This is a genomic window from Microvirga sp. 2TAF3 (genome assembly GCF_052114965.1).
Classification (GTDB): domain Bacteria; phylum Pseudomonadota; class Alphaproteobacteria; order Rhizobiales; family Beijerinckiaceae; genus Microvirga.
The window spans coordinates 241,832-267,899 of record NZ_JBFRFT010000001.1; the positions used below are offsets into that span (position 1 = coordinate 241,832).

General features: G+C 61.8%; 24 protein-coding genes. 6 read left to right on the top strand and 18 right to left on the bottom strand.

All coding sequences use genetic code 11. From position 1 onward, the window contains the following. Window positions 1-55 precede the first annotated feature (55 nt). The 6 genes from AB4Y97_RS01095 to AB4Y97_RS01120 form a co-directional block, all read right to left on the bottom strand. The gene (locus AB4Y97_RS01095) at window positions 56-1,255 is read right to left on the bottom strand and encodes an ABC transporter substrate-binding protein (RefSeq protein WP_441997144.1); all 1,200 of its coding nucleotides are present in this window, start codon (window positions 1,253-1,255) and stop codon (window positions 56-58) included. 245 nt (window positions 1,256-1,500) lie between these two features. Next, complete coding sequence (locus AB4Y97_RS01100) at window positions 1,501-2,280, bottom strand: SDR family oxidoreductase (RefSeq protein WP_441997145.1); 780 nt, start codon at window positions 2,278-2,280, stop codon at window positions 1,501-1,503. Between the two features lie 85 nt (window positions 2,281-2,365). Continuing rightward, on the bottom strand, window positions 2,366-3,151 hold the full coding sequence (locus AB4Y97_RS01105; protein WP_441997399.1) for an enoyl-CoA hydratase-related protein: 786 nt from the start codon (window positions 3,149-3,151) through the stop codon (window positions 2,366-2,368). Then, window positions 3,151-4,353, bottom strand: a complete 1,203-nt coding sequence (gene pcaF, locus AB4Y97_RS01110) for a 3-oxoadipyl-CoA thiolase (protein ID WP_441997146.1) — start codon at window positions 4,351-4,353, stop codon at window positions 3,151-3,153. Before pcaF ends, AB4Y97_RS01105 begins: the two co-directional genes overlap by 1 nt. Window positions 4,354-4,365: 12 nt before the next feature. After that, entirely contained in the window at window positions 4,366-5,175 is an 810-nt protein-coding gene (locus AB4Y97_RS01115) for an enoyl-CoA hydratase/isomerase family protein (protein ID WP_441997147.1), read from the bottom strand. Next, the gene (locus tag AB4Y97_RS01120) at window positions 5,172-6,704 is read right to left on the bottom strand and encodes a class I adenylate-forming enzyme family protein (RefSeq protein ID WP_441997148.1); all 1,533 of its coding nucleotides are present in this window, start codon (window positions 6,702-6,704) and stop codon (window positions 5,172-5,174) included. The genes AB4Y97_RS01115 and AB4Y97_RS01120 overlap by 4 nt, the downstream gene beginning before the upstream one ends. Before the next feature lie 140 nt (window positions 6,705-6,844). Here AB4Y97_RS01120 and AB4Y97_RS01125 point away from each other — a divergent pair, with 140 nt between their 5' ends. Further along, window positions 6,845-7,654 carry an IclR family transcriptional regulator gene (locus AB4Y97_RS01125; RefSeq protein ID WP_441997149.1) on the top strand — a complete coding sequence of 270 codons (810 nt, stop codon included), beginning with the start codon at window positions 6,845-6,847 and terminating at the stop codon, window positions 7,652-7,654. Here the strand turns inward: AB4Y97_RS01125 and AB4Y97_RS01130 are convergent. Next, a complete protein-coding gene (locus AB4Y97_RS01130) occupies window positions 7,603-9,102 on the bottom strand; it encodes a 3-hydroxyacyl-CoA dehydrogenase (protein WP_441997150.1) in 1,500 nt (499 codons plus the stop codon). The two genes, AB4Y97_RS01125 and AB4Y97_RS01130, sit on opposite strands and share 52 nt — an antisense overlap. 268 nt (window positions 9,103-9,370) lie before the next feature. Here AB4Y97_RS01130 and paaG point away from each other — a divergent pair, with 268 nt between their 5' ends. Further along, on the top strand, window positions 9,371-10,168 hold the full coding sequence (gene paaG, locus AB4Y97_RS01135) for a 2-(1,2-epoxy-1,2-dihydrophenyl)acetyl-CoA isomerase PaaG (protein ID WP_441997151.1): 798 nt from the start codon (window positions 9,371-9,373) through the stop codon (window positions 10,166-10,168). Window positions 10,169-10,408: 240 nt separating this feature from the next. On the opposite strand, the gene AB4Y97_RS01140 is transcribed toward paaG, so the two are convergent. Further along, window positions 10,409-11,998, bottom strand: a complete 1,590-nt coding sequence (locus AB4Y97_RS01140) for a copper resistance CopC/CopD family protein (protein ID WP_441997152.1) — start codon at window positions 11,996-11,998, stop codon at window positions 10,409-10,411. A 48-nt stretch (window positions 11,999-12,046) separates the two neighbouring features. After that, the gene (locus AB4Y97_RS01145; RefSeq protein WP_441997153.1) at window positions 12,047-12,583 is read right to left on the bottom strand and encodes a YcnI family copper-binding membrane protein; all 537 of its coding nucleotides are present in this window, start codon (window positions 12,581-12,583) and stop codon (window positions 12,047-12,049) included. Between the two features lie 269 nt (window positions 12,584-12,852). On the opposite strand from AB4Y97_RS01145, the gene AB4Y97_RS01150 reads away from it, so the two are divergent. From AB4Y97_RS01150 to AB4Y97_RS01165, 4 genes are all read left to right on the top strand, one after another. Then, window positions 12,853-13,269 (top strand): hypothetical protein, encoded by a 417-nt coding sequence (locus AB4Y97_RS01150; RefSeq protein WP_441997154.1) that lies wholly within the window; start codon window positions 12,853-12,855, stop codon window positions 13,267-13,269. 232 nt (window positions 13,270-13,501) lie between these two features. Next, entirely contained in the window at window positions 13,502-14,521 is a 1,020-nt protein-coding gene (locus tag AB4Y97_RS01155; RefSeq protein ID WP_441997155.1) for an ABC transporter substrate-binding protein, read from the top strand. A gap of 208 nt (window positions 14,522-14,729) precedes the next feature. Further along, window positions 14,730-15,551 (top strand): ABC transporter ATP-binding protein, encoded by an 822-nt coding sequence (locus tag AB4Y97_RS01160; RefSeq protein WP_441997156.1) that lies wholly within the window; start codon window positions 14,730-14,732, stop codon window positions 15,549-15,551. A gap of 12 nt (window positions 15,552-15,563) precedes the next feature. Then, entirely contained in the window at window positions 15,564-16,448 is an 885-nt protein-coding gene (locus tag AB4Y97_RS01165) for an ABC transporter permease (protein WP_441997157.1), read from the top strand. A 7-nt stretch (window positions 16,449-16,455) separates the two neighbouring features. Here AB4Y97_RS01165 and AB4Y97_RS01170 read toward each other — a convergent pair whose 3' ends face one another. The 9 genes from AB4Y97_RS01170 to AB4Y97_RS01210 all read right to left on the bottom strand — a co-directional run bounded on the left by AB4Y97_RS01170 (window position 16,456) and on the right by AB4Y97_RS01210 (window position 25,919). After that, window positions 16,456-17,844, bottom strand: coding sequence for a sensor histidine kinase (locus tag AB4Y97_RS01170; RefSeq protein ID WP_441997158.1), 1,389 nt, complete (start codon window positions 17,842-17,844; stop codon window positions 16,456-16,458). Then, a complete protein-coding gene (locus AB4Y97_RS01175; protein WP_441997159.1) occupies window positions 17,828-18,508 on the bottom strand; it encodes a response regulator in 681 nt (226 codons plus the stop codon). Before AB4Y97_RS01175 ends, AB4Y97_RS01170 begins: the two co-directional genes overlap by 17 nt. A gap of 468 nt (window positions 18,509-18,976) precedes the next feature. Continuing rightward, complete coding sequence (locus AB4Y97_RS01180) at window positions 18,977-19,189, bottom strand: hypothetical protein (protein ID WP_441997160.1); 213 nt, start codon at window positions 19,187-19,189, stop codon at window positions 18,977-18,979. A gap of 218 nt (window positions 19,190-19,407) precedes the next feature. Continuing rightward, window positions 19,408-20,586, bottom strand: coding sequence for a mandelate racemase/muconate lactonizing enzyme family protein (locus AB4Y97_RS01185; protein WP_441997161.1), 1,179 nt, complete (start codon window positions 20,584-20,586; stop codon window positions 19,408-19,410). Window positions 20,587-20,616: 30 nt separating this feature from the next. Then, entirely contained in the window at window positions 20,617-22,104 is a 1,488-nt protein-coding gene (locus AB4Y97_RS01190; RefSeq protein ID WP_441997162.1) for a M81 family metallopeptidase, read from the bottom strand. A gap of 9 nt (window positions 22,105-22,113) precedes the next feature. Next, window positions 22,114-23,118: an ABC transporter ATP-binding protein gene (locus tag AB4Y97_RS01195; RefSeq protein ID WP_441997163.1), complete on the bottom strand. Its 1,005-nt coding sequence runs from the start codon at window positions 23,116-23,118 to the stop codon at window positions 22,114-22,116. Further along, on the bottom strand, window positions 23,115-24,104 hold the full coding sequence (locus AB4Y97_RS01200) for an ABC transporter ATP-binding protein (protein ID WP_441997164.1): 990 nt from the start codon (window positions 24,102-24,104) through the stop codon (window positions 23,115-23,117). Before AB4Y97_RS01200 ends, AB4Y97_RS01195 begins: the two co-directional genes overlap by 4 nt. 1 nt (window position 24,105) lies before the next feature. Further along, window positions 24,106-24,978: an ABC transporter permease gene (locus AB4Y97_RS01205; RefSeq protein WP_441997165.1), complete on the bottom strand. Its 873-nt coding sequence runs from the start codon at window positions 24,976-24,978 to the stop codon at window positions 24,106-24,108. Further along, window positions 24,975-25,919, bottom strand: coding sequence for an ABC transporter permease (locus AB4Y97_RS01210; protein ID WP_441997166.1), 945 nt, complete (start codon window positions 25,917-25,919; stop codon window positions 24,975-24,977). Before AB4Y97_RS01210 ends, AB4Y97_RS01205 begins: the two co-directional genes overlap by 4 nt. Window positions 25,920-26,068 lie beyond the last annotated feature (149 nt).

Consider the following 26,068-nt stretch of genomic DNA (forward strand, 5'->3'; position numbering starts at 1 on the left):
GGCACGCGCCGATTTCAGGTTGCAAGAAGTCGAAGTCTACCGATCGAGATGACGGTTACTTGCGGACGAGCGGACAATCGCTCTCCGACAGAGGGCGGAAGGCCTCCTCGCCCGGCACCGTCCGCAGGATCTTGTAGTAGTCCCATGCCGCTTTGGACTCGCTCGGTGCCTTCACCTGCGCCAGATACATGTCATGAACCATGCGGCCATCGGCCCTGATCTTGCCATTCTTCGCGAAGAAGTCGTTGACGGGCGTCTCCTTCATGCGGGCCACCACCTTTTCGGCGGCATCGGTGCCGGCACCTTCAATGGACTTCAAGTAATGCATGATGGCCGAGTAGACGCCGGCCTGAGACATCGTCGGCATGGCGCCGTGGCGCTTGAAGAAGCGCTGCGACCATTCGCGGGTTTCCTCGTTCCGGTCCCAATAGAAACCGGTCGTCAGGTAGAGACCCTGGGCCGTCTGGAGGCCGATGGAATGAACATCGGTCAGAAAGATAGCGAGGCCCGCGATCTTGGCCTTCTGCGTAAGACCGAACTCCTGCGCCTGCTTCAAGGAATTGATTGTGTCGCTGCCGCCATTGGCCAGCGCGATCACATCGGCGTTGGTGCTCGGAATCCGCATCAGGAACGAGGAGAAATCCGACGTGTTGAGGGGATGCTGCACCGAACCGACAACCTTTCCGCCCGTCGCTTCGACGACGCGCGAAACATCCGCTTTCATCGTATGGCCAAAGGCGTAGTCGGCGGTCAGGAAGTACCATGACTTGCCGCCCTCCTGAACAATGGCCTTGGCCGTGCTCACGGCAGCGGAATAGGTATCCCAGGTCCAGTGGATTCCATTGGGCGAACAGGCCTTGTTGGTCAGGTCGGCCGTTCCGGCACCGGAGACGATCAGGACGCGGTTCTTCTCGCGCGCCAATTCTTGAACAGCAAGCACAACCGACGAGTTGGGCACGTCAATGATCATGTCGACGCCCTCGGCATCGAACCAGCGGCGCGCGATCTGGGTGCCCACATCGGCCTTGTTCTGGTGATCGGCACTGACGAGCTCGACCTTCTTGCCGCCAATTTTCGTACCGAAGTCTTCGACCGCCATCTCGGCGGCAACGATCGAACCCTTGCCGGCCAGCGAGGAGAAGACGCCGGTCTGGTCCGTGAGCACACCGATCTTGACGGTGCCATCCGATACCTGCGCAGAGGCGGCCGTAATGGAGCAGGCAACGCCGATAAGTCCGAAGCAGAATTTCTTCATACAGTCCTCCCGATCAATTTTATGGAGTTGATGGCATTCGTTTTTGTTGTTGTGCCCGGAGATTGCCAGAAAACCGCTCCCATTGTGCAAAAATATATTCCGCTGTGCGGAAGGATGGCGCCTGTTCCGGCCGGACAGGCTCAAAGCACCTTTGGGCCCATGCACAGATTGCGGCAACCGGCGGACGACGAGATCGCTGAGAGCGCATCGTCTCGTCGTTCTCTTGCTTGGTGTCACATCAGAGATCAGAGAAGGCTGCGGATGAGGCCTCCATCAACCGCGATATTTTGCGCCGTTATGTAGTCGGCGTGCCGCGAGCAGAGGAAAGCGCACAAGGGACCGAAATCCTCTGCTGTGCCGAGGCGTGCAGCCGGGACGGATGCCGCCATGCGGGCCGATGCTTCCGGTTCCGTGATTCTGTCGCGGGCCGCGCGGGCTCGGATCACGCGATCGAGTGCCCCCGTGGCCATGAGGCCAGGCAGAATATTGTTGACCGTTATCCCCTTGCCCGCGACTTCCCGAGCCAGGGTGGCCATCGCTCCCGTCAATCCGGCACGGACCCCATTGGCGAGAGCCATGTTCGGGTAAGGTTCCTTGACGGCAAACGACGTGATGTTCACGATCCGGCCGAACCGGGCCTCGATCATGCCTGGCAGAAGAAGACGCGCCGCTTGGATGGCCGACAGCATGTTGATTTCCAGCGCTCTGCGCCAGGTCTCGACTGTGTGATCCGCGAACTCTCCCGTCGGCGGGCCGCCGGCATTCGTGACCAGGATATGAATTGGTCCGAGCTGACGCTGAGCCTCTTCGATGAGGCGCGCCGGTTGATCCGGGTCGGCGAGATCTCCCTGCACGAAGATGGCACCGCCCCCAAGCAGAGCAACGGCCTGTGCCCCTTCCTCGGCGTTACGCCCGTTGATGGCCACGCGAACGCCCGCTGCACTCAACTCCCGTGCACAGGCGAAGCCGAGTCCCTTCGTTCCACCCAGCACCAGTGCGGTCTCGCCACTTATTTTGAGATCCATGATCATCCCTTTCCCGAATCGTCCGCAGATCTAGCCTGTTCGCATCGTCGTCATTCCACCGCTTTCGCAGGAGGAGACAACACGATTATGCTCCCTTGTAGTTTGGAGCCCGCTTTTCCAGGAATGCCCGCATGCCTTCGTTCTTGTCGCTGGTGGCGAAGAGAACTTGAAGAGCCTTTCGCTCGAGAGCCAGCGCCGCAGCGAGTGACGCATCCTGACCGTGGAGAATGACCTCCTTGATCTGCGCAAGAGCAATCGGCGGAAGCTTGCTTAACTGCTCGGCCATGGCCATCGCGGTATCGAACACGGCATCATCCTCAGCGAGCTTGCTGACAAGGCCCATGGCATAGGCCTCCTCAGCACCGATAATCTCGCCGGTGAGACACAAGCGCATCGCCTTGAACTTGCCGACCGCGCGCGTCAGGCGCTGCGTCCCGCCCGCGCCCGGCATGATGCCGACGCGCACTTCAGGCTGGCCGAGCTTCGCGTTGCGCCCGGCAATGATGATATCGGCATGCATCGCAAGTTCGAGCCCGCCGCCGAGCGCGAATCCGTTCACCGCTGCGATGACAGGCTGCGGGCAGCGGCCAACGGCTTCCCATAGCCGCTCAGTGTGGCGCAGATACATGTCCACTGCGCTGATCTCCGCCATATCCTGGATATCGGCGCCCGCGGCAAAGCTGGTCTCATCACCGGTCAGGATCACGCAGCGGAGTGACGTGTCGTCCACGAAGCTCTCGAAAATTTCCGCCAGCCTGCGGCGCACCGGCATATTGAGGGCGTTGCGCACCTTTGGCCGGTTGATGCGAACCACGGCTATGGCGTCGGTCTTGCGCTCGAGAATGACTTCCGAATTGGCTGGATTTTCCATCATGCCCTCTCCACGATCAGGGCAATGCCCTGCCCCACGCCGATGCACATGCTACACAACGCCCGCTTGGCATCCCGTTCCTGCAGCTCCAGGGCTGCTGTCAGCGCAAGGCGCGCACCGGACATGCCGAGGGGATGCCCGAGGGCAATGGCGCCGCCGTTGGGATTCACATGCTCGGCATCGTCCGGCAGCCCGAGCTGGCGCAGGCAGGCCAAGGCCTGGGCCGCGAAGGCCTCATTGAGCTCGATCACATCCATGTCTGAAATCCCCAGACCCAGGCGGGCCATCAGCTTCCGGCTGGCGGGAACCGGGCCGGTGCCCATGATCCGCGGCTCCACCCCAGCCGTGGCAAGGCCGGCGACGCGGGCGAGAGGTGTCAAGCCGTATTGGGCCACCGCATCGCCCGAGGCGATGACGAGAGCCGCAGCGCCGTCGTTGACGCCTGAGGCATTGCCCGCTGTCACGCTGCCGCCCTTTCGGAACGGCGTGGACAACTGGCCGAGCTTGTCCAGAGTGGTCTCGCGAGGATGCTCGTCGCGCTCGATCCTGATCGGGTCACCCTTTCGCTGAGGAATCGCGACGGCTACGATCTCGCGGCCGAAGCGGCCCGCCTGCTGCGCGCGGGCCGCGCGCTGCTGGCTTCGCATGGCGAAGGCATCCTGGTCCTGCCGCGAAATCTGAAACTGCTCGGCCACGTTCTCGGCCGTCTCCGGCATGGAATCGATGCCAAACCGCTCCTTGAGGATCGGATTGACAAAACGCCATCCAATCGTCGTATCGAAGATGTCGGCAGAGCGCGAGAAAGCGGTGTCAGCCTTGCCCATGACGAACGGCGCCCGCGTCATCGACTCGACCCCGCCCGCGATGATGACCTCGGCTTCGCCTGCCCGGATAGCCCGTGCCGCCTGACCGACAGCATCGAGGCCCGAACCGCAGAGGCGGTTGATCGTCGTTCCCGGCACCGTATCGGGCAGGCCCGACAAAAGCACCGCCATCCGTGCGACGTTGCGATTGTCCTCGCCGGCCTGATTGGCGCAGCCCATAATGACATCGTCGATGGCCTCCGCGGGAAGAGAGGGGACGCGTGCCATCAGTTCGCGCAGGACCAGGCCTGCCATGTCGTCGGGCCGCACGGCCGCCAGCACGCCGCCGTAGCGCCCGATCGGAGTCCGTACGCCCGCGCAGATATATGCTTCCGCCATGGAGCGATCTCCTTAGAGGGGACAGTCTTTGGTGAAGTTCGGACGGCGCTTATCGCGCAGGGAGGCCAGCCCCTCCTGGACATCCGGCCCCTTGAAGCCCATGAACTCGAGAGCGAGCGATGTGTCGAAGGTCGGCCCGGCCATCCGCAGCCAGTTGTTGAGAGCGTACTTGGTCCAGCGGATTGCGGTCGGCGATCCGGCGGCCAGCTTTCTCGCCACTTCGAGAGCCTTGTCATGAAGCTGCGCGTCATCGACGCACAACGACACGAGGCCGATGCGCTCTGCCTCTTCGCCGCTCACCGGCTCGCAGAGGAGAAGATAGTACTTCGACTTGGCGAGGCCGCAGAGAAGCGGCCAGACGATTGCGGCGTGATCGCCCGCAGCAACGCCGAGCCGTGTGTGCCCGTCGATGATGCGAGCGGTGCGCGAGGCAATTGACACATCAGCCAAAAGGCCAGCGACGAGGCCGGCGCCAACCGCCGGGCCCTGCATGGCGGAAACGATCGGCTTGGAACAATTCACCAGGTTGTAGACCAGATCGCGAGCTTCTTTCCACACCCGGGTGAGCGTGTTGAAATCCTCCGTCATCTCCTTCACGAGATCGAGATCCCCACCCGACGAGAAGGCCTCACCGGCGCCGCGGAGGATGACGACCGAGACATTCGGATCGGAATCGATGTCCCGCCAGATTCGAACCAGCTCGCCATGCATGACCGCGTCGGCCGAGTTAAGACGGCCCGGGTTTTCCATGGTGATGCGCAGAATACGCTCTTCCGGCCAATCGAATTTCAACCGGCTGTAATTGGCGTAGTGGTCGCTCATATTTTTTTCTCCCGATCTTTCCAGTAAGGTTCCCGCAGGACATTTTTCTGAATCTTGCCAATAGGCGTCTTGGGGAACTCCGGCACGAACTTCACGACGCGCGGCCGCTTGAACCGGGCAAGACGCTCCGCGCAGTGCGCAACGAAGTCATCCTCGTTCGCCACCATACCGGCCCTGATCTGAATGTAAGCCGCCGGCACCTCGCCCCATTTATCGTCAGGGATGCCGAAGACCGCACATTCGGCCACGGCGGCATGCTCATAGAGCACGTTCTCGATTTCCTTCGGATAAACGTTCTCGCCGCCGGAGATGATCATGTCTTTCGAACGGTCGACGAGCGTGACGAATCCTTCTTCGTCCACGGTGGCCAGATCGCCGGTCCACCCCCAGCCGTTCCGGAAGAAGCTCGCAGTCTGCTCGGGCTCCTTATAGTATTCGAGCATGACATTCTCGCCGCGCGAGACGAGTTCGCCGATCTCCCCCACCTTGACCGGTTTCCCATTGCGATCGACGACCGCGACATCGACATTGTAGGCCTGCCTGCCGATCGAGCCGAGCTTGGCAGGCAGATGCCAGTGCCGCAGCACGGTCAGTACGCCGACCTCGGACTGGCCATAAATCTGGGTCAGCTTCACATCGGGCAGCTTGTGCAGCAGATCCCGCTGCACCCAATCAGGCATCGGCGCACCGGCGAAGGACAGCTTGGTCCATGTCCTGTAGTTGGCCGCATCAAAGGCCGGGTCGCTGACAACGATGCCGGCCTGGGTCGGCACCATGAAGGCCGCCGTCATTCCCGTTTCGCGCACCATGGCGGCAAAATCGGCGACGTTCCATTTCGACAGGAAGGTACTCGTCGCTCCGGCAAGAACAGCCGGCTGGAACATGATGTTGAGCGCAGCCACATGAAACAGCGGCGTCACAATGCCGACGACGTCGCGCTCGTCGATCGCCTCCTCGACCATGACCGTATGGGCCGTGATCATGCGGTTGCGATGGCTCGTGAGAACCCCCTTTGGACGGCCTGTCGTGCCGCCCGTGTACGTCATGCTGAACGGGTCGTCCTCGTGAATGTCGACAGAGGGATAGTCGTCAGAGCCGCGCGCAAGGACGGCCTCGAACGGAATTGTTCCCTCGACCTCGCCCCCGACGCAGATGAATGTCTTGATCCTGGGCAGGTTGGCCCGCACCGCCATGACCTTCTCGGCAAAAGGATGCTCGAAGATCAGGATTTCGACATCAGCCTTGTCGAGCACGTACTGAAGTTCCTCCGGCGCATAAAGAACGGAGATATTGACCAGGACACCGCCGGAACGCGCGGCACCAAAAAAGGTAATGCCGTATTCGGTACGATTGCGACTGATGATGCCGACCTTATTGCCCTTCGCCAACCCGAGATCGATCAGTGCGTTCGCTAACCGATTGGCGGCGAGATCGAGATCCCGGTAACTCAGTGACGTGCCCTGCCAAAGGATAGCGGGCTTTCTCGGAAAACGCTCGGCCGAGCGACGCAACATGTCACCAGTCAGCATCCAGTTTCTCCCATATTCTGCGTTCGACGACTGTCCGCTTCTGTCGCGGCGGGTGCGTGGACTTTCTCTGAGAGCGGTGCTATTCGCAATGTGTATTTGCGGAAAGCCTTTCCGCAGAGCGGAATAATTAGGAAGTTGCCATGGAGCGTGAGGACCGACAATTCGTCGACGCGTTCGCACGGGGTCTTGCCATTCTCGAGGCCCTGTCCCGCGCGCAGCGACCGTTGAGCAACGGAGAGCTCGCGCGAGCAACGGGTCTTCCTCCCTCCACCGTCAGCCGATTGACGCATACGGCGATGGAACTGGGCTATCTGCGCTTCAGTCAGTCCAAGCGCGCCTATGAGCTGACCCCCAAAAACCTGACCCTCGGCTATCCCGTCCTCGCCGGCATGACGATGCTCGATCGGGCGAAGCCCTTGTTGAAGCAGCTCTCCGAACGGACCGGTGAAACCGTCGGCCTCGTGATCCGCGACGGGCTGCACGTCACCTTTGTCGAAGTGGTCCAAGGTTCCGAACTTGTCGCGGTGCGGCTCGCGACGGGCGGCCGCCTGCCCATTGCGGTGTCGGCCGCGGGGATTGCAATTCTCGCAGCGATGCCGGAGCGGGACCGGCGACTGCTCGCCGCGCGCGCCTCGGCCCATCTCGCCAAGCGCGGCGGCAATGTCGAAGCCTTCAAAGTCGGCCTCACTGAGGCATGCGAACTCGGCATCTCCTTCATTCGCGATGCTTGGCGGCGTGGCATCGGCGGCGTCGCCATCGGCTTTGAGGATGACGGCGACATGGCAGCCATTACCATACCGGTCGCTACCGGCAGCGTCAGCGAGGCCGACATGCGGGGCCGCCTCGCCGATGCGCTGCAGGAGACCGTGGCAGCCCTGTGGGGAGCGACGGGTGGAGCTCACACAGTCCAGACGGCGACATCCAGCGAGGCGCGCCGCCGCAACCATTGACTGGCGCGATAGCGGTCATCGCCTGTCAGCGACTGCAGGGTCGTCAGAACAGAGAGAACATTACCCAAGCCCATCGACTGGGCGAGTTCGAGCGGGCCTTGCGGATAGTTGAGCCCAAGGCGCATGGCCTTGTCGATATCCTGAGGGTCGGCAAGTCCGGCCTGTGCCATCTCGCAGCCCAGATTCGCCACCATCGCGGCAATCCGCTGCGCGATGAAGCCGGGAGAATCCGCGATTGCCGTCACGGCGCGGTTGCTCGCGATCAGGGCGTCGATGACGGCCTGCCGCGTGGCGGGATCCGAGCCCGGCGCCGTCATGACCGTGATCCGCTTGGTCGTGTCGAAGCTCAGGTCCAAAGCGATCAACCGGCGGGCATCGCATTCCGTCCGCGCAGCGAAAGCGGTCGCATCTTCGCCCAGAGGCGCAGCCAGCAACGGCGAAGTACCGTCATCTGCGTCGAGAAGCGAAAGTCCCAGTTCAAGTGCTAACGTCTTCAGCTTTTCGGTGGGTTCGACCAGAAAGACCTTCTCAGCCGCGATGCCTGTTGTTGTCGCATCGGCCGAAGGCTTCTGTGCCCCCTCCCCATATTGGTAGAAGCCGCGCCCGGCCTTGCGGCCGAGTTGGCCCGTTTCCAACAAGTAGCGATGATACGGTGTCGAGCGAAGGCGTGGGTCGCTGAAGAAACTCTCATGAACGAAACGCGTCACGGGAAAGTTCACATCGATTCCCGTCAGATCCATCAACTCGAAAGGCCCCATGCGGAAGCCGCAGCAATCCCGCATGACGGCATCGATCTGTGCGGGCGTGGCCACGTTCTCGTGCAGAATGGCAAGCGCTTCAGTGGTATAGGCCCGCCCGCCCAGATTGACGAGAAAGCCAGGTGTGTCCCGTACAACGACCGGATCCCGTCCCAGCCGTTTGCCGAGCGCGACGAGGGCTTCGATGACGGCGTCAGCTGTCTCCGGACCGGGGATGACCTCTACCAGCCGCATGAGGGGAACCGGATTGAAGAAATGCAGTCCGCCGACACGCTTGCGGTGCTTCAGGTCCGCCGCGATGGCACCAATCGGCAGGGATGAAGTGTTGGACGCAAGAATGGCCTCTTCTCTGACGAGACCCTCGAGAGCCTTGAACAACTCACGTTTGGTGGCGAGATCTTCAATGATCGCCTCGACGACGACATCGCATTCGGCGAGAGCCTCGATCCTGTCCGCCACGTTGAGACAGGCAACTGTCTTCTCGGCTTCCGCAGCTTTGAGCTTGCCTTCATCGACCCGCTTCCACAGGCGCTTGGCGATCTCGTTCCTGCTGTTGGCGGCTGCGTCCTTGCGCATGTCGAAGAGCTGCACTGTGATCCCGGCGGCGGCAGCAACCTGTGCAATACCCGAGCCCATGGCACCGGCTCCGACGATGCCTAAGGTGATCTGGGCTTCAGTCGCGTTCCCCATCGTCCTTGTCCTCTTTCTGCCTCGCACAAAACCAACCCCGTCCGCTGCCGCAACCAGGGCGGCAAAGGCCAACACGTGATTTGCCGGCGGCAAGGCTCTTTCCGAATGAATCCTAAAAGACCTGCGCGGGCCGAACGGTCAAGCAAATTTGCGGAAAACTCTTCCGCTGTGCGGAACAGTTTCTGCCGCCGCGTCGATCGCGCTCCGCTAGATTGACGGCGCCAATTGCTGTTGCCTTTCCTTCCACTGTCCAATCCAGGGCTTGCCCATGCCGAACGATTTTCGAGACCAAGCTGAGGCTGAGGCTGCGCCCATACTTCTGGAACGGGGCGAAGGCTATCGCATCCTGAGCCTCAACCGGCCTGCGCGACTGAATGCCTTCAATGTCGCCATGCACGAGGCGTTAGCAGCCGCTCTCGACGAGGCCGATGCGGACGCAGCCTGTCGGGTCGTGATTCTCACAGGCGCAGGGCGCGGCTTCTGCACGGGCCAGGATCTCGCAGATCGGGTCCGTCCGGACGGATCCGCGCCGGATCTTGGAGCTAGTCTTGACGCGTACTACAACCCCCTCATACGCCGCCTGCGCTCCTTCCGCTGCCCGGTGATCGCGGCCGTCAACGGGGTTGCGGCGGGTGCGGGCGCGAACATCGCACTCGCCTGTGATATTGTCATCGCCGCCCGCTCGGCACGCTTCCTCGAGCTCTTCACCAACCTGGGCCTCGTTCCTGATTGCGGCGGCACCTGGCTCCTCCCGCGCTTGATCGGCATGGCGCGCGCCAGGGCGTTGACGCTGCTCGGCGAGCCGCTCTCCGCAGAACAGGCCGCCGAATGGGGCTTGATCTGGAAAATTTGTGACGACGAAGCACTGCTGCTTGAGGCCCGTGACATCGCTGCGCGCATTGCATCGAAGCCACCGCTCGGCATTACGATGACGAAGCGAGCGCTGGAAGCCTCCGCTACCAACGACCTCACGACTCAGCTTGACCTGGAACGCGATCTTCAGCGCGAGGCAGGATCTGACCCTGGATATGTAGAACGCGTGAAAACGTTCTTAGTAAAGCGCTGAGACGCCTTCATAAGGGGCTTTGTTGCGGTAACCTGGGTAGGTCCAAAGTGCGCTTGCGAAGGCAAAGGCTCCGATGGCGTGGAGTCGTCCCCCACCGAGCCAGGAGAGGCGATCCGCAGTAGGGGCAGTAGGGAACGTAAGAAACAACATTCATCACCGCCTCCGCCGAGACAAAGAAACTCTTTGCAAAACTCCCGGTGCGATGGCCGAGTTCCTGATCCGGCCGGTTGCCGCGGCCGCTCAAGGCCGGATCTCGATCTCGCCGTCGAGGCTGACTTGCTCAAAGTCCGAGATCAGTGCATCGACACGCACTCGCCACAGCCCGGGGATGGGCAAGACGAGGCCCTGGACCTGCCAAGTACCATCCGCCGCTTTCACGGCGCGCCGCTCGATTGGCTCGATCCCCGCATCGGGCTTCGCCAGCGTCACCATCACCTCCTTGGGATCGAGCGGCCCGAAATCCCCGGTCATGAGCACCATGGAGGCTCGTACCGGCCCCACCCTGCCGGGGCTCAGCGTCAGCTCGACCATGGCGGGCGCTGTATGGATATGAACGCTCACAGGCTCTGCGGCGGCCGCGAGGGCCCGCGGCGGCGGGGTGAAGCGCCAGGTTGCAACCAAGCCTAGGATGACGACTGCGAGAGCGATCTCTCCCATGATCGAACGGATCAGATGCTGGCTCGCGGCTGGACCGCTGGCCAGGGCCGGCGTCAGGCGCTGCCGGTTGAGGGCTGCCAATCCGAGGAGAGCGATCACCGCCGTCAATTTGACCAGCAGCACGCGACCGTAGGCTGTTGTCAGCAGGGCCGACGGGGTTTCGACCTGGATGACGCTCAGTGTCAGGCCCGCGAGGACAAGCAAGCCAACCAGAGGAACCGCCACGGACGAGAATCGGCGCACGATGGGCAGGGACGCCTCGCGCAGCTTCCCGACGACGAGTGCCAGGGGCACGAGACTCCCGATCCAGAATGCCGCCGCCGCGCCATGAATGAACACGGCTGGCCGGGTCAGCCACTGCGGCTCGGCTGCGCTGGCATGGCCGCTGAGGGCGAGCGCCAGCCCGGCGCCTCCAAGGCCCAGCAGAGCCAGGATCCTTGGCATAGCCCTGGTCGGAAGAGCCAAGGCGAGCCAAGCGCACAGAAGGGCTCCAACCGCAGCCCATGCGGTCAACCCAAAGGAGGTCGCGATCCCTTCGTGCCACGGATGAAGAGACAGCAACGCGGAGAAGGGCGCATTGAGCGCGTCCAGTCCTTGCAGTCCCACCGACAGGATTATTGCCGCCAGTCCAAGGCCAATGGCTGCTCTGACCAGCGCCAGTGCTGTCTGCGGCGTTGCCTCGGGAGCGATCCAGCGGGCGAAAAAGGCTCCGCCCACACCGGCAAACAACCCGATGTAGAGAGCGAGGCGGGCCACCCAGATGGCCATGGCGACAGGCCAGTCGAGACCCGCAGGCTGCTCAAGGGGAGCGGTCGTCGGGGTGCCGATGGAGAAGACAATAGATCCGGCGACAGGATGGCCATCCGACGAGATCACCCGATAGCTGACAACCTGAGTTCCCTTCGGAAGATCGTTCGGCAGAGTGAGCGTGACCGTTTCGTTCCGAGCCTCATAGTGCAGATTGTCGTGCGCCGTGCCATTGGCGTCGGTGAGCCGCAGCTTGAGCGGCGAGACGGGCTCGTTGAAGCGCAATCGCATACCGGGCGGCGCCGTCGTGACGACCGCCCCGTCGGCGGGAGACGCCTCGATGAGCGAGGCATGCGCCTCGGCCCGCCCACCGGCGAGACCGCAGGCCAGCACAAGAGTGCAGAGAAGGTAACGAAGCCAAGGCATCCCAATATCAGGGCACGCGGGCCAATAGCCGACGCTCCCTGCCCGCTCTCAGTCAGTGGCCTTGGGACGCAGCCTCACGCCCGGTGCCGGATACTTGTAGTCGTCCACTTTCTTGCCCTCGGCCGGGATCTCGATCCAGCGCTCGGCCTTGCCGCCTCCGCATTCCTGCACGGTTGGGAAGTACAGAGTGGTGTCCGGCTTGAGGCCGTCTGTCAGGAAGGCGCGGAAGACGAACTCGTCATAGTGCTTGTCGAGCAGCTTGCCGGTCCAGACGATTTCCCGCACGCCCTCGGTCATGGGCGTGCCGTAATAGTCATAAGGCTGCTTGTAGGGCGCCTCGACGGTATCGACGTCCCAGCCCGCCTTGGGCATGGGCTTGACGGCGATGACCCCCTCCGGGATCTGCACCCGCAGCTTGAGGGTCGGCTGGCCGTCGCAGCCATGCGGCACCCGCAGCACGGCCTTGTAGGTCGAGCCTATCGAGGACTGCTGGGCTTCGAGCGTCACATGGGCGAAGGCCGCTGTGGTGAGGAGACATAGGGATCCGGCAGCGCTGAGCATGCCGAGGCGACGAACGATGGTCATCGAAATGTCCTGTCGGTTGGGTTGATGGAAAGCGGGTCCAATCAGGCAGGAACGGGAGGAGCGCGTGCTCCGATAGGAAGGTTCAGGGAGCGCCTCGAACCAATCGCCCAGTGAGCGGAGGCAAAGACGACGGTCAGGAAGGCTGCCAAAGGGATGAAAGCGATGCAGGATGACGGTATCGGTCCAACCGCGACGCCCAGAACACCGCACAGGATGCAGCAGCCGGCAACGTGGTGGGCGCTGTCATTGGGGACGGGGGCGGCCGGGGCATGATGCTGGTGATGGACATGCGCCTGCCCCGCAGGAGGCTGGTCCTGAACGTGGGAGCGCAGTGGAGCACTGAGTCCCGCGAGGGCTGCTTGCAGAACAAGAGCCAAAACGGCCGCCAGAACGGTGGCGCGGACCGCATGGCTTTGGATCCTGGATGCGCTCCTCATGGCAGCGTTATCTACATGCCAGCTCCGAGAATGCAATGGCCAAAAGTCCTGAATGTGACCGGGGCTTGTGTGTTGGCCAAGGATTTCAGGATCGAGAGTCTGCCGACCATGTTCGGGTTTAAGGCAAAGCGCCCGGGCGATCTCGGGCGGCATCGAAATGGTGCATCTGATCCGGAAAGGACAGATGACGTGCGCCAGAAATCCGTGCTCCCCCCGCTCACTGTGCAGTTCGAGAGGCTCGCCGCATAAGCGTCCACAGTTCGCTTTGGCAGCTCTTTATCCATCGCCAAAAATTGCGACAGGTCCCTCGCTTGACCCACATCACAGTTTGCAACGGCCCTTTGGCGCCACACCGCTGTCGTGTGCGGCAGGATTTCACGGACTGAAAGCTGGCTGAAAGCTTGGCCTGCCATTGTTCCGGTGTAAGCGGCCGCCCACGGGACTAAAAAGGCCGATACAGGAAACGCAAAGGAAGGACCCGATGCTCACACGTCACATCAAGTTGCTTGGCCTGCTCGCTGCCACGATACTTTCAAGTGGGGCGCTCGCCCCGAGTTCGGCCTCGGCGGCCGACAAGATCACGCTCATGGTCGGAGGGCTCGAGAAGCAGATCTATCTGCCCTTTATGCTGACCCAGCGCCTGGGTTATTTCAAGGATGAGGGGCTTGACGTCGAACTTCTGACCGAGCCCTCGGGTGTCGACGCCGAGGACGAGCTCCTGGCGGGCGCCGTGCAGGGCGTCGGGGGTTTCTACGACCACTGCGTCGATCTTCAAGCGAAAGGCAAGTTCGTCGAGTCTGTCGTTCAGATCAACCAAGCACCGGGCGAGGTAGAACTCGTCTCCACGAAACACCCTGAGATCAAGTCCCCTGCCGACTTCAAGGGAACGAGCCTGGGCGTTACGGGGCTTGGCTCCTCGACCAATTTCCTGACGCAATACTTGGCTGTGAAATACGGCGTCAAGCTCGGGGAGTTCACCTCCGTGCCCGTCGGCGCCGGGGATACTTTCATCGCTGCGATGCAGCAGGATAAGATCCAGGCCGGCATGACCACCGAGCCAACCGTCTCGCGGATGCTGAAGACCGGGGAGGCCAGGGTGCTGGTCGACTTGCGGTCCATGGAGACGACCAAGGCTGCCCTCGGCGGCACCTACCCGGCAACCGCGCTCTACATGCAGACCTCGTGGGTCGAGGCCCACAAGACTGAAGCGCAGAAGCTGGCGAATGCCCTCGTCAAGACGTTGCGCTTCATCAACGCGCATTCCGCGGACGAGATCGCGGACAAGATGCCGAAGGAATACCTGGTCGGCGATCGCGAGGGTTATGTCAAAGCGCTGGCTGACGGCAAGGGCATGTTCACTCCGGATGGCGTGATGCCCGAGGGCGGACCGGAAACGGTTCTGGCCGTGCTTTCCGGCTTCTCCAAGAACGTCAAGGGAAAGACGATCGATCTTTCAAAAACCTATACGACAGAGTTCGTGAAGAACGTTCCAAAATCCTGACAACGGACGTTTCGACGCGCTCCGGGGCGACGTCCCGGAGCAACGGGGCGATCCAACAGAAGCAGAGGCGCCGGCTGGCGTGATCCGGCGCCTTGGGCACACACGTCGCGCTTGCCCGACGCATCTTGCCCGCGTGGGCCGGGAGGCGGCCCGCGCACCGTTCCAGATTGCGATCCAGAAGTTTAGGTCTCTTCGGGTGGAGAATACCATGACAGACAACGAACACTCATTTGGCCCTGCCATTGAGCTGATCAATGTCAGCCGGCGCTTTCTGAGCCCCGACGGCAAGTCATTCACGACGCTGCGTGACTTCAACATGACCGTCGGGCGAGGGGAATTCGTTGCGCTCGTCGGCCCGACGGGATGCGGGAAATCGACCACCCTCAACCTGATCACCGGCCTGGGCCGCCCGTCGAGCGGAGAGGTCCGGGTGATGGGAGCGCCGGTGCGCGGCATCGACCCGCGCATCGGTTTCGTGTTCCAGGCCGATGCCCTGTTCCCATGGCGGAACGTGATTGACAATGTCGCGGCCGGCCCGCTTTTCCGTGGCAGGGCGCGCGCCGAGGCGTATGGCGCGGCGCGCGATTGGCTCGGCCGGGTGGGACTTGCTAAATTCGAGATGCACTATCCGCACCAACTCTCCGGCGGTATGCGCAAACGTGTTGCCCTTGCGCAAACCTTCATCAACGAACCGGAGATTCTCCTGATGGACGAGCCGTTCTCCGCACTCGATGTGCAGACCCGCGTCGTGATGCACGAGGAACTGCTCAGGCTCTGGTCGGCATCCAAGGCTTCCGTGGTTTTCGTGACGCATGATCTCGAGGAGGCCATCGGGCTCGCCGACAAAGTCTATGTGCTGACTGCCCGGCCTGCCACGGTGAAGGCGATCCACACCATCGATATCCCGCGGCCGCGCGTGATCTCCGAGATCCGTTACGAGCCGCACTTCATCGAACTGTCGCGGACGATCTGGCAAGACCTCAAGGAGGAGGTCAAGATGAGTTCCGACGACGTGAAATCCGCAGCCTGATCGAGAATGACCATGACAGACATTGCAATCCAGAGCGGCGGAGCCATCGTTTACGCACCCGGCACCTCGGACGTCGAGATCGAGGCCGCCGCCCGTGCGGCGGCGCTCCACCGCAGACGCATGGTCATCTTCTGGCGCTGTCTTATCCTGGCCGTCATGCTGGCCGCATGGGAAGTGACTGCCCGCACCGGAATCATCGACGCCTTCTTCTATTCCTATCCGTCCGCAATCGCGGAGCGGCTGTATGAGCTTGTGATGGAAGGAACCGATGAAGCTCCCCTCTGGTACCATCTCTGGATCACCATGGAGGAGGCTCTGATCGGTTTCTTCTTCGGGTCCGTGTTCGGCATCGTGTTCGGCGTCGCTTTGGGCCGCAACCGGATGGCGTCTGACGTGCTGTCCGTCTACATCAAGGTCCTGAACGCGATTCCCCGCGTCGTGCTGGCGCCGATCTTCATCCTGCTTTTCGGATTTGGGTTGTGGTCGAAGGTTGCTTTGTCGTTCATCATGGTCTTCTTCGTCGTGTTCTCCAACGCCTTCCAGGGGGTCCTGGAGGCTGATCGGGCGATGATCGCCAACGCACAGATCCTTGGTGCATCGCCCTGGCAGGTGACCCGCTCCGTGATCATTCCATCGGCGATGAGTTGGATCTTCGCCAGCCTGCATATCAGCTTCGGGTTCGCCATCGTCGGAGCCATCGTCGGCGAGTTCATCGGGGCTCGCTACGGAATTGGCTTCATCATTCAGACTGCACGAGGGGTCCATGATACGGCAGAGATGTACGCCTCGATCGTCATCATCGTCGTCGTGGTCCTGACGGCGGAATATTTGATGACCTTGATCGAGGAACGGCTCGCCAAATGGCGACCTGCGCCGGTGATGGACGGGCACAACTGAACGGAGGTCAGTCGCTATCCTCCACGGTCGGCAGCCAGACCTCGACCGCAAGACCCGGCCCCTGGGCCGGGTCCCTCAATTCGATCCTGCCCTCATGGGCTTCCACGATCATCCGGACGATGGCAAGGCCAAGCCCCGACCCCTCCGCCTCTGTGCCGGGCATCCGATAAAAGCGCTCGAAAACACGCTCTCGTTCGCTTTCCGCAATTCCAGGGCCCGTATCCGTGACGGTCAGGTGCGCCATGTGGAGCTCACTCGTGACGCTGACCGCAACGGCTCCTCCCGCCGATGTATGGCGCAGGGCATTGTCGACGAGATTGGCGACAATCTCCGTCAGGAGCATCCGGCTGCCGCGAACGTGCGCCGGCCCGCCGCGGGTCTCGAAGCTGAGTTCCTTGCCGCTGGCAACGGCGCGCTCCGCTTCCGCAGTCAATACCGTACGAGCGACATCCACGAGATCAACGATCGTACGGTTGGTGATCGCGGCTTCCGCCCCTGCCTTTGCGAGCGTCAGAAGCTGATTGGTCAAGCGTGTCATCTGGGCTGCGGTCGCTGCGATGGCGTCGAGAGCCTCGTCCTTGTCAGCCGGAGCGGAACTTTTGCGGCCCACGGCCGCCTGCGTTCGTAAAAGCGCCAGCGGGGTTCGCAACTGGTGGGCCGCATCGGCAATGAACTGCCGGCGCTGCCGGATCTGCTCCTCGATCCTTTTGATCGCCGCGTTCAAGGCGATGACGAGCGGCTTTAATTCGTTCTGGACGGACGCGGGATCGAACCGGCTGAGGGAACGCGGATCCTGGGTCCTGACAGCGCCGCTCAGACGTATCAGGGGACCGAGGCCCCGGTTCAGCCCGACGAGGGCCAGAACCACCGCCATGGCGACCATCAGTGCCTCCTGCCATGCGGTCCGGAGCCAAAGTTCATGCTCCATCCGGTTGCGGTTCAACAAGGTCTGGCCGACAATGACGCCTGCTGGCCGCGTCTCGCCGCCGGGCAAGGGTTGCCCAAGCGCGACGGCGCGGATCGGAAGGCCGCGGAAGCTGCTATCGTACCACTGCGGCGTGAGGCTTTCGATCGCGGCAGGTGGGGACGGGACGTCCGGATAGCCTGCCAGGAGATCCCCGGCGGGGCCCAGAACACGATACACGACCCGGTCCCGGTCAGGTGACGAAAAACGCTCGATGGCAGAGGGTGGGATCAGCACCTCAATGCTCCCGTCCCTCTCATTAATTTGTTCAGCGATGCTTCGCGCGGAGGCAAGCAGGGCCGTATCCTGGACGAGCCCTGCCGTAACGCGGGCGCTCGAGTAGCTGATCCACAGGTTGAAGACCAGCAGCAGAGTCAAGGGCACCAGAATCCACGCGAGGAGCTGAACGCGAAGGCTAGTGCGAGCCATCATCGATCACCCGGAGCATGTACCCGATACCGCGCAGGGTTGAGATCTCGACACCGCTGCCCGTGATCTTCTTGCGGATGCGATGGACGTAGATTTCGATTGCGCTGGGCTCGGTGTCTTCGTTGAAACCGAATATGGCGCTGGCGAGGGTATCCTTGGGTACGACCGAGCCGGCGCGGATCGTCAGAACCTCGAGGACGGCCCGTTCGCGCGGCGTCAGGTTCAAGGGCTTGTCGAGAAGACTGAACGTCCGCGTGTTCGTATCGAAGGCGAGAGAACCGGCGCGGATTGTGGTCGTCGCCTGTCCGTGGGCCCGCCGCAATTGGGCTCGAATCCGCGCCTCGAGTTCCTCGGCCTCGAAAGGCTTGGCGAGATAGTCATCGCCGCCGCTGTCGAGTCCGACGACGCGGTCGCTCAATTTGTCGCTTGCGGTTAGGATCAGGACCGGTGTTCGATCCCCGCGGGCTCGGAGCTGCTTGAGGAATTGCAGCCCGCTCATTCCCGGCAGCCCAAGGTCGAGAATGACCAAAGCATAAGGATGCAGGAGGATTGCAGCATCGGCCTCCTCGCCGTCGAATGCCTGATCGACCGTGTAGGTCCGGTCCGCAAGCAGCCGCGACAGCCACTGAGACAGTTTCCTGTTGTCTTCGACGAGCAGAATCCTCACGGCGGGATCTCGGCCATCCTGTGCCAGAGCCTTATACTCTTTCGATCGAGCGCCAACAATCAACTTGGCGCTTGGTAGGTCATACGGTCCCGCAATGGACCTCGAAGCTGCTTGAAAACCGTCATCGTCTGGCTTCGCCGCGCCAGACGGGCATCGTTTCCCCTTCACGGGATCGGAAAGGCAATGGACCGGTCTATCGCGGCACTCTCCGCCCCGGCCTAATGTCTGCGCCTATGCACCGTTAGCAAAAGCGCGGCGTTCGAGGCGATGACCACGCGTCCGATGGATCCTGCCGAACTTGCCCGCCGGGTGCTGAACGGCATCGTGGGAACAGGTTCCGCATCTTCACTCATCCGGCGAGCCACGGTAGACACCTTTGCTTAGCTCCTGAGGGAGCAGGGTGTTCGATCTTTTTTTTTGACCGGCCCACAGCTCGGCGGCAAGCATCGCGATGCTCTCCCGGTCGTTCTACCCAAGCTGGTACGGCATGGAGTTCAGCCCGTGGGCGGGCTTGCCACCATTGCAGTGGCCGGCACGCTTGGCGTTGTCGTGCCACCCTCGCTCGTGCCGATTCTGCTCGGCGACGCCATGATGGGCAAACAGCGACTTGAGATTGGCTTTGACCTGACGCAACTCCACACACCAGAGCTCGAGCATCTGCTCGACGGCCACACCGGTCATGGCAGCCTCCTGGGTCAGATCAGGAGATAACTAGGGCGCCAGCGGCAGGTGCAACTGTAGTGCTAGGGAAGAGGCCTCTGCATACCGATATGCCTCCACCATAAGCCACATCAGGCTCGACGCCACGAGCAGGGCTGCGCCGGCAGCAACGCCTGACATAGTTGGTTCCTGGTCTGGATGAGCGCCCCGGCCCTATGAGGATCTGGCTGGAAGGATGTTCATGCCGGTTCCGGCGTCGCATAAAGCGTGCGCCCCGAGACCTTGATCTCTACGTCAACAAGATATTTGCGAATGCCTTGCCGATCGATATCGATCCCGAGCCCCGGAGCATCGGGCGCAGCGATTTCCCCGTTGCTATCCCGCTGCAGAATGTTTGCCGTAAACGCATGGGCCACCGGCTTGGGCGCAAAGGGAAACTCGCAGATCTTGTGGTCTGCGAGGCCCGCGTAGGGCTGCAATGACGCGCTCAGGGCAAGATGCGAAGTGAATGTATGATTCACGAACGTCACATTTCGGGCCGCTGCGTAATCTGCAACCTTCTTGGCCGGCCCGATGCCGCCTATACGGCCGCAATCGATCTGGATAAACCCAACGCCGCCATAGTCGATAAGATGCCGGGCCATGGAGATGTTGTGTGCACCCTCGCCGCCAGCGATCTTCACTGTGCCGCTCCGGCGGGAAAGCTCACCATAAGCCTCGAGCGCGCTGGCGTGAAAAGGCTCCTCCAGCCAGACGGCACCCGCCGCTTCCAGTGCCGGCAGTCTCGCGGCCGCCGCTTCTACATCCTCTCCCCAGATCTGGCCGACATCGACGAGGAGGATGCCGTCGGATCCGAGCCCCTCGCGGGCCGCCTGAAAGTGTTCCGCGTCGTCCTCGATACGGCCTCGCCCGATCGGCCCCCAGCCGAATTTCACCGCCCTGAAGCCGTCCTTTCTCGCTCTCACGGCACCTTGGTACGTCTCATGGGGCGTGTCGCCGAAAAGCTGGGACGCATAGGGCGTCTTCTTGTAGGAAGCATTGTATCCGAGAAGCCTCCAGACTGGCTCGCCCCTTACCTTGCCGAGAAGATCCCACAGCGCCATTTCCACTCCGGAGAACGTGTGCGCAGCTTGCAGCAGGTCCATGCTGTTGTAGGCGACCTCTGCCGCAATACGGGCGATATCCTGGGGAACGTCGATGCTCTGCCCCAGGACAGAGGCGCCGACTGGGCGGCATACCCCGTGGGACATGGGGCAGACGAAGCTGGCGATCGAAACAAGAGGCGAGGCTTCGCATTCGCCCCAGCCGATATGTCCGCCTGCCGCGACACGCACCAAGAGCGCGTCCTGACTGCCGTCGGCCTCTGTCGTCACCTCTGGCATGGATAGATAAAAGAAATCGACCGCCTCGATCTTCATCGTGGTTACCATGGTTGGATTGGCGTTAGACTAGCGAACGTAAAGGCTGACTTCCGGGGTAAACTCGACGTTCTCGTCCAACGGATACATGGGCCGCGAACAGATAGTATGCCCAAGGCTCTTTAGGTTTGCCGAGGTTGCACCTGGCGCATCGACATTGAAGTTCTTTTCAACCCAGCCATCATACATGTGATGCTCCGTATGAGGTGACTTGACCACGATCAAATCGAAATCCTGTGGATCGACTCCGTTGGAATAGTACATGGCGCGATCGAACAGGCTGACCGTTCGGCTAAGGACGACCACCGTGAAGTTGCCGAACGTCAAAACTGCGGTCGGGCCTGCTTCGAGGCCTATCTTCATGGTCTCGAGCCGCGAACGTCCATTCGACAGCAGTTTGACTTCGGCGCGCACAGACATTGGCTTGAAACGCGTAGAATCGTAGTAGCCGCCGAGAGTGACCTCGATCGTGGCTCCGACGCCCGCCTCGTGGGCCGCGTCCGCCACCTGCGGATCGACGATCTGCGCTAGGACGCGCTTGCGATATCCACTATCGCACAAGGCTTTGAGAATAGCATTGGAGTCACCGGTGGCGCCCGACGATGTGGCGTCCGCAGCGTCGGTGAAGACAACGGGTCCGTCGATCGTGGCCGCCTGGGCGATGGCACGATCGAGCGGGATCAGCTTGCCCTGCATCCGGAAACGCTGCGGCCAAAACTCTTTGGCCAACCGCGTGGCTTCGCGTTGTGCGACTTCTGCATTGCCGTCAGTCATGACCAGGACCTGCGTGCAAAGCTCTGGAACATCGGTGAACGGATTGCCGATCATGATTCCGGCTGCCATCGCGGTGCCGTTCCGCTCAATCCGCTGGCACTCGCGGATCAGATCGCCGTAACAACCGATCTTCGTGATTAACTCGTCTCCGCGAACGAGCGCGGGAATGACGACGCGGGCAATCGCAGGATTCAGGTTGCTGCGGAGCAGCTTGAGCAGGAGCCGGGCGGCACGCTCACCCGTATCTGCGAAGTCAACGTGCGGATAGGTGTGATAGATCGCGAGCCCATTGAGCTGGCGCAGCATTCTGTCTGTCAAAATCCCGTGCAGATCAAGCGATATGACGATTGGGACGTCAGGCCCTGCCATGCGGCGTATCTCAGCGAGAAGATACCCTTCCGGATCGAGTTCTCCGTCCGCGCCCATGGCGCCATGCAGGGAAACGTAGATGCCATCGATGCCATTCATTTTGGCCTCGACGGCCTCAAGGATCTCGGACGAGAGCTTCTGCCAACCGCTTGCGGACAGCAAGCCGGCGCTGCCTGCGCGTGCGCCAATGGCTGGAACTACGGACACACCGTGGCTTGCCTCGAATACCGACAAGGCGCCGCCGACCGCCGTATTCAAACCGCGCTGGGCGTAAAGTTCCTCGCCGTGCTCGACATGGAAATTATCATACTGGGACTGCAGCGGATTGAAGGAGGAGATCTCCTGCATGCATTCGACGATCAGAACTTTCGGCATGATGTTTCCTCAGGCATTCAAGTCGTAAGTGGGAAGCGTGCCATCGGCAGCGCGATGGCATGCGACGAGGCGGTGATCGTCCAACGACCCAAGGGGCGGATCGGCAACCCGGCAGCGTTCCTGCACGAACGGGCAGCGGGAAGCAAAGCGGCAGCCCTTCGGTATGGCCAGCGCGCTCGGCAAATCGCCTGTTAGTCGATGCCGGTGGCGAGGCTCATCTGGATGAGATGGGGGAATGGCCGAGAGGAGCGCCCGCGTATACGGATGTGCCGGGTTTGCAAATAGAGCATCAGCTTTTGCAATCTCGACGATACGCCCGAGATACATCACCGCTACACGGTCGGAGATATGGCGCACGACGGACAGATTGTGCGAGATGAAGAGGTAGGTCAGGTTCAGTTCACACTGCAGATCCTGCAGGAGATTGATGATCTGCGCCTGCACCGACACGTCGAGAGCCGAGACCGCCTCGTCGCAGACGACGAAACTTGGTTTCAGGGCCAGGGCACGGGCGATGCCGACGCGCTGGCGCTGGCCGCCAGAGAATTCGTGCGGGTAACGCGTAGCCGCCGAGCGCGGAAGATGCACCAAATCCAACATTTCGTAGACGGAGCGCTGCCGCATAGCATCGTTGCCGATGTCATGGATCACGTAGGCTTCAGCTATCGCATCGCCGATCGTCATGCGCGGATTGAGCGAGCCGTAAGGATCCTGGAAGATGATCTGCATCTGCCTTCGGCTGCGGCGCAATTCCGCCCTGGTCAGTTCCGTCAGATTGCGTCCATTGAAGAACACCGATCCGGCGGTCGGCTCGATCAGACGAAGGAGCAGGCGGCCGGTGGTCGACTTGCCGCAGCCGGATTCACCTACGAGACTGAGGGTTTCGCCTAAGCGCACGGTGAGGTCGATCCCGTCAACGGCACGGGCCTCTGCGGATTGTCCTTTGAAAAGCCCGCTCCGGGTGCCAAAGACCTTGGTCAAGCCGCGCGCTTCAATGACTGTTCCCGACGTCATGCCAGGGCCCCTTCCTGCGGCTCCTCGAAACCGAAGGGTTGCCTGCAAGCCACGGCCTGGCCGAGCGAGACAATGCCCAATCGGGGCGGCTCCTGCTCGCATATGTCGCGCCGGAACGGGCAGCGCGGCGCATAGCGGCATCCTCTGGGCATGGCACCGATGGAAGGAACCGCGCCTTCAATGGTCATGAGCCGCCCGCGCGGCCCGTTGATTTCCGGGATCGAAGCCAGCAAGGCGCGCGTATAAGGGTGCTGCGGACTGTCGAAGATCTTCCGGACGGGAGCAAGTTCCGCAACGCGCCCGGCATACAGAACCAGAACCCGGTCGGCGATTTCTGCAATGACGCCGAGATCGTGCGTGATGAAGAGCAGAGAGAGGCCCCTCTCCTTTTGAAGTTTCCGCAAAAGGTCGAGGATCTGCGCCTGAACGGTCACGTCGAGCGCCGTCGTCGGCTCGTCGGCGATGAGAACCTTCGGGTCCGCCGCAAGCGCGATGGCAATCATGACCCGTTGCCGCATGCCGCCCGACAATTCGTGCGAGTACGCTCTGACGCGTTGCTCAGGTGAAGAAATCTCGACTTGCCTGAAGAGATCGATCGTCTCCTGTCGGGCCTTCTCGCTAGGCATGCCTCGACGGCGCAGAACCTCCACGACCTGATCTCCGACCCGCATGACGGGATTGAGCGCGGTCATGGGCTCCTGGAAGATCATCGCGAGGTCGCGCCCGCGCCTCTCCCGCCAACCGCCGGACGACAAGCCAGTCAAATCCTCGCCGTCGAGGACGATATGTCCTGCGGTTCGACGGATAGCCTTCGGGAGGAGGCCCATCACGGAGAGGGCAAGCATGCTCTTTCCGCTCCCGGATTCGCCGACGACGCCAAGTACTTCGCCTCGCTCTAGGGAGAAGGATACGTCTTCGAGGACCGTGGCCCTGCCGCTGGCAAGGGCCGTCGTGAGGCCTCTGATCGCGAGAAGTGGGCCCGTCATTTCAGGTCCTCATCCGCGGGTCGAGCACATCGCGCAGCCCGTCGCCGAGGAGGTTGAGCCCCAGGACCGATACGATGATAGCCAGGCCAGGGAAGATCGTGATCCAAGGGGCCTCTGCGATAAAATCCCGCCCTTGCGCAATGATATTGCCAAAGGATGGCGCAGGTGGCGGTGGGCCAACCCCGATGAAAGACAGGGCTGCCTCTGCGAGGATGGCCGTGGCGAACACATAGGTAAGGCGCACGATGAGCGGGCCGAGGGCATTGGGAAGCACGTGCCGGAAAAGAAGCCTGAATTCCGATGCACCGAGTGCCCGCGCCGCCTCGACGAACTCATGCTCGCGCACGACCAGCACAGAGGCGCGTACGATGCGAGCCGTATGCGGCGTCGTCGCGATTGCTAAAGCGATGATGACATTCGTCACCGATGCACCAAGAACAGCGGCGACGGCGATGGCGAGTAGAATGGCTGGAAACGCCATCAGGGCGTCCATGAGGCGCATCATGGGGTTGTCCAGCGGTCGGAAGAACCCTGCCGTTGCCCCGATGAGCGTTCCCGCAATCCCGGTTAGGAGCGCCGTGAGAATACCGATCGTGAGAGAGATCCGGGCGCCTAAGATCACGCGTGAGAAGATATCCCGCCCGAAATGGTCCGTACCGAACCAGTAGGTCCCGTCTGGCGAGCGAAGCCGCGTCCGAAAACTGTTCCGCAGCGGATCATAGGGAGCCAGAACATCGGCAAAAACCGCGATGAGGGCTATCCCAAGCACCAGCCCAGCCCCGATCAGGAAGGAGCGATTGTGCAGGAGTCGCGTCGCGGCGTGCCAGGTCGGACTTTGGCGAGAGGCCTCCAGGCCGGATACAACGGCACTCATTCCAAACGCACTCGCGGATCAACGATGGCGTAGAGGATGTCGACGGCAAGGTTCACGCCAAGATAGATCACCGCCAGAAACAGCAATCCCCCCTGGATGACCGGATAGTCGCGTGAAAGGATGCCTCCGATAATAAGGCGCCCGACCCCGGGAATGGAGAAGACCTGCTCAATGATCACGGCGCCGCCGAGAAGGGCGCCCGCGACGATTCCAGCAACTGTGAGAACGGGAACGAGGGCATTCGGAAGACCGTGACGCAGCATGATCGCGCTGCGCTTGAGTCCCTTGGCGTCGGCCGTCCGGATGAAGTCCTGGTTCAGGACCTCCAGCATCGAAGCACGGGTCATGCGCGCGATGAAGCCGACCTGAATGGCCGCCAGCGTCATGGCCGGCATGAAGATGCTGCTCAGCCAGCCGAGAGGATCCTCGCTAATCGGAATGTAGCCGCCCGTCGGGAAGAAGCCGAGCTTCACGGCAAACAGCAGGATCAGCATGATCCCGAGCCAGAAATCCGGAACCGACAACCCGAACAAGGCAGCCGTCATGACAACCTGATCGAGCCAACGGTTGTGGTTGACTGCAGCCACGATGCCAGCCGAGACGCCGGCTACGAGAGCCAGGACGAACGCGATGCCGGCAAGCGAAAGCGTCACGGGCAGGCGCTCAAGGATCGCCGCCGTAACGCTCCGGCTCAGAAGAATAGACTGTCCGAGATCACCTTTCAGAACACGGCCATACCAGTCGAGCATCTGGATGAGCATGGGCTGGTCGAGGCCAAGCTCATGGCGCAGCCGGGCCACTTGCTCCGGTGTAGCGCTGGTGTCGAGAAAGGCTGCGGTCGGATCACCCGGCACGAGCCAGATGATCGCGAACGATATCAGCGACACGAGCACGAGGACGACAAATGCTCCAGCAAGCCGTTTGGTCAGAAACCTCACCATTATCCCTCCCTAGCGCATCGTGCGGAAAAGTGGCCCCGGTTTTCCGCAAAGAACGATGCGCTCATCCAACAAGAGAGCATCGAATCGATCCCAAAAGTGGATTCCACTTTTGGGTCCGATGCTCTAGAGAGACGGGCAGAGGCGGCAAC

Coding starts and splice junctions, on each gene's coding strand:
- AB4Y97_RS01095 (WP_441997144.1), bottom strand. CDS start 1,255: ATGAAGAAATTCTGCTTCGGACTTATCGGCGTTGCCTGCTCCATTACG.
- AB4Y97_RS01100 (WP_441997145.1), bottom strand. CDS start 2,280: ATGGATCTCAAAATAAGTGGCGAGACCGCACTGGTGCTGGGTGGAACG.
- AB4Y97_RS01105 (WP_441997399.1), bottom strand. CDS start 3,151: ATGGAAAATCCAGCCAATTCGGAAGTCATTCTCGAGCGCAAGACCGAC.
- pcaF (WP_441997146.1), bottom strand. CDS start 4,353: ATGGCGGAAGCATATATCTGCGCGGGCGTACGGACTCCGATCGGGCGC.
- AB4Y97_RS01115 (WP_441997147.1), bottom strand. CDS start 5,175: ATGAGCGACCACTACGCCAATTACAGCCGGTTGAAATTCGATTGGCCG.
- AB4Y97_RS01120 (WP_441997148.1), bottom strand. CDS start 6,704: ATGCTGACTGGTGACATGTTGCGTCGCTCGGCCGAGCGTTTTCCGAGA.
- AB4Y97_RS01125 (WP_441997149.1), top strand. CDS start 6,845: ATGGAGCGTGAGGACCGACAATTCGTCGACGCGTTCGCACGGGGTCTT.
- AB4Y97_RS01130 (WP_441997150.1), bottom strand. CDS start 9,102: ATGGGGAACGCGACTGAAGCCCAGATCACCTTAGGCATCGTCGGAGCC.
- paaG (WP_441997151.1), top strand. CDS start 9,371: ATGCCGAACGATTTTCGAGACCAAGCTGAGGCTGAGGCTGCGCCCATA.
- AB4Y97_RS01140 (WP_441997152.1), bottom strand. CDS start 11,998: ATGCCTTGGCTTCGTTACCTTCTCTGCACTCTTGTGCTGGCCTGCGGT.
- AB4Y97_RS01145 (WP_441997153.1), bottom strand. CDS start 12,583: ATGACCATCGTTCGTCGCCTCGGCATGCTCAGCGCTGCCGGATCCCTA.
- AB4Y97_RS01150 (WP_441997154.1), top strand. CDS start 12,853: ATGATGCTGGTGATGGACATGCGCCTGCCCCGCAGGAGGCTGGTCCTG.
- AB4Y97_RS01155 (WP_441997155.1), top strand. CDS start 13,502: ATGCTCACACGTCACATCAAGTTGCTTGGCCTGCTCGCTGCCACGATA.
- AB4Y97_RS01160 (WP_441997156.1), top strand. CDS start 14,730: ATGACAGACAACGAACACTCATTTGGCCCTGCCATTGAGCTGATCAAT.
- AB4Y97_RS01165 (WP_441997157.1), top strand. CDS start 15,564: ATGACAGACATTGCAATCCAGAGCGGCGGAGCCATCGTTTACGCACCC.
- AB4Y97_RS01170 (WP_441997158.1), bottom strand. CDS start 17,844: ATGATGGCTCGCACTAGCCTTCGCGTTCAGCTCCTCGCGTGGATTCTG.
- AB4Y97_RS01180 (WP_441997160.1), bottom strand. CDS start 19,189: ATGACCGGTGTGGCCGTCGAGCAGATGCTCGAGCTCTGGTGTGTGGAG.
- AB4Y97_RS01185 (WP_441997161.1), bottom strand. CDS start 20,586: ATGAAGATCGAGGCGGTCGATTTCTTTTATCTATCCATGCCAGAGGTG.
- AB4Y97_RS01190 (WP_441997162.1), bottom strand. CDS start 22,104: ATGCCGAAAGTTCTGATCGTCGAATGCATGCAGGAGATCTCCTCCTTC.
- AB4Y97_RS01195 (WP_441997163.1), bottom strand. CDS start 23,118: ATGACGTCGGGAACAGTCATTGAAGCGCGCGGCTTGACCAAGGTCTTT.
- AB4Y97_RS01200 (WP_441997164.1), bottom strand. CDS start 24,104: ATGACGGGCCCACTTCTCGCGATCAGAGGCCTCACGACGGCCCTTGCC.
- AB4Y97_RS01205 (WP_441997165.1), bottom strand. CDS start 24,978: ATGAGTGCCGTTGTATCCGGCCTGGAGGCCTCTCGCCAAAGTCCGACC.
- AB4Y97_RS01210 (WP_441997166.1), bottom strand. CDS start 25,919: ATGGTGAGGTTTCTGACCAAACGGCTTGCTGGAGCATTTGTCGTCCTC.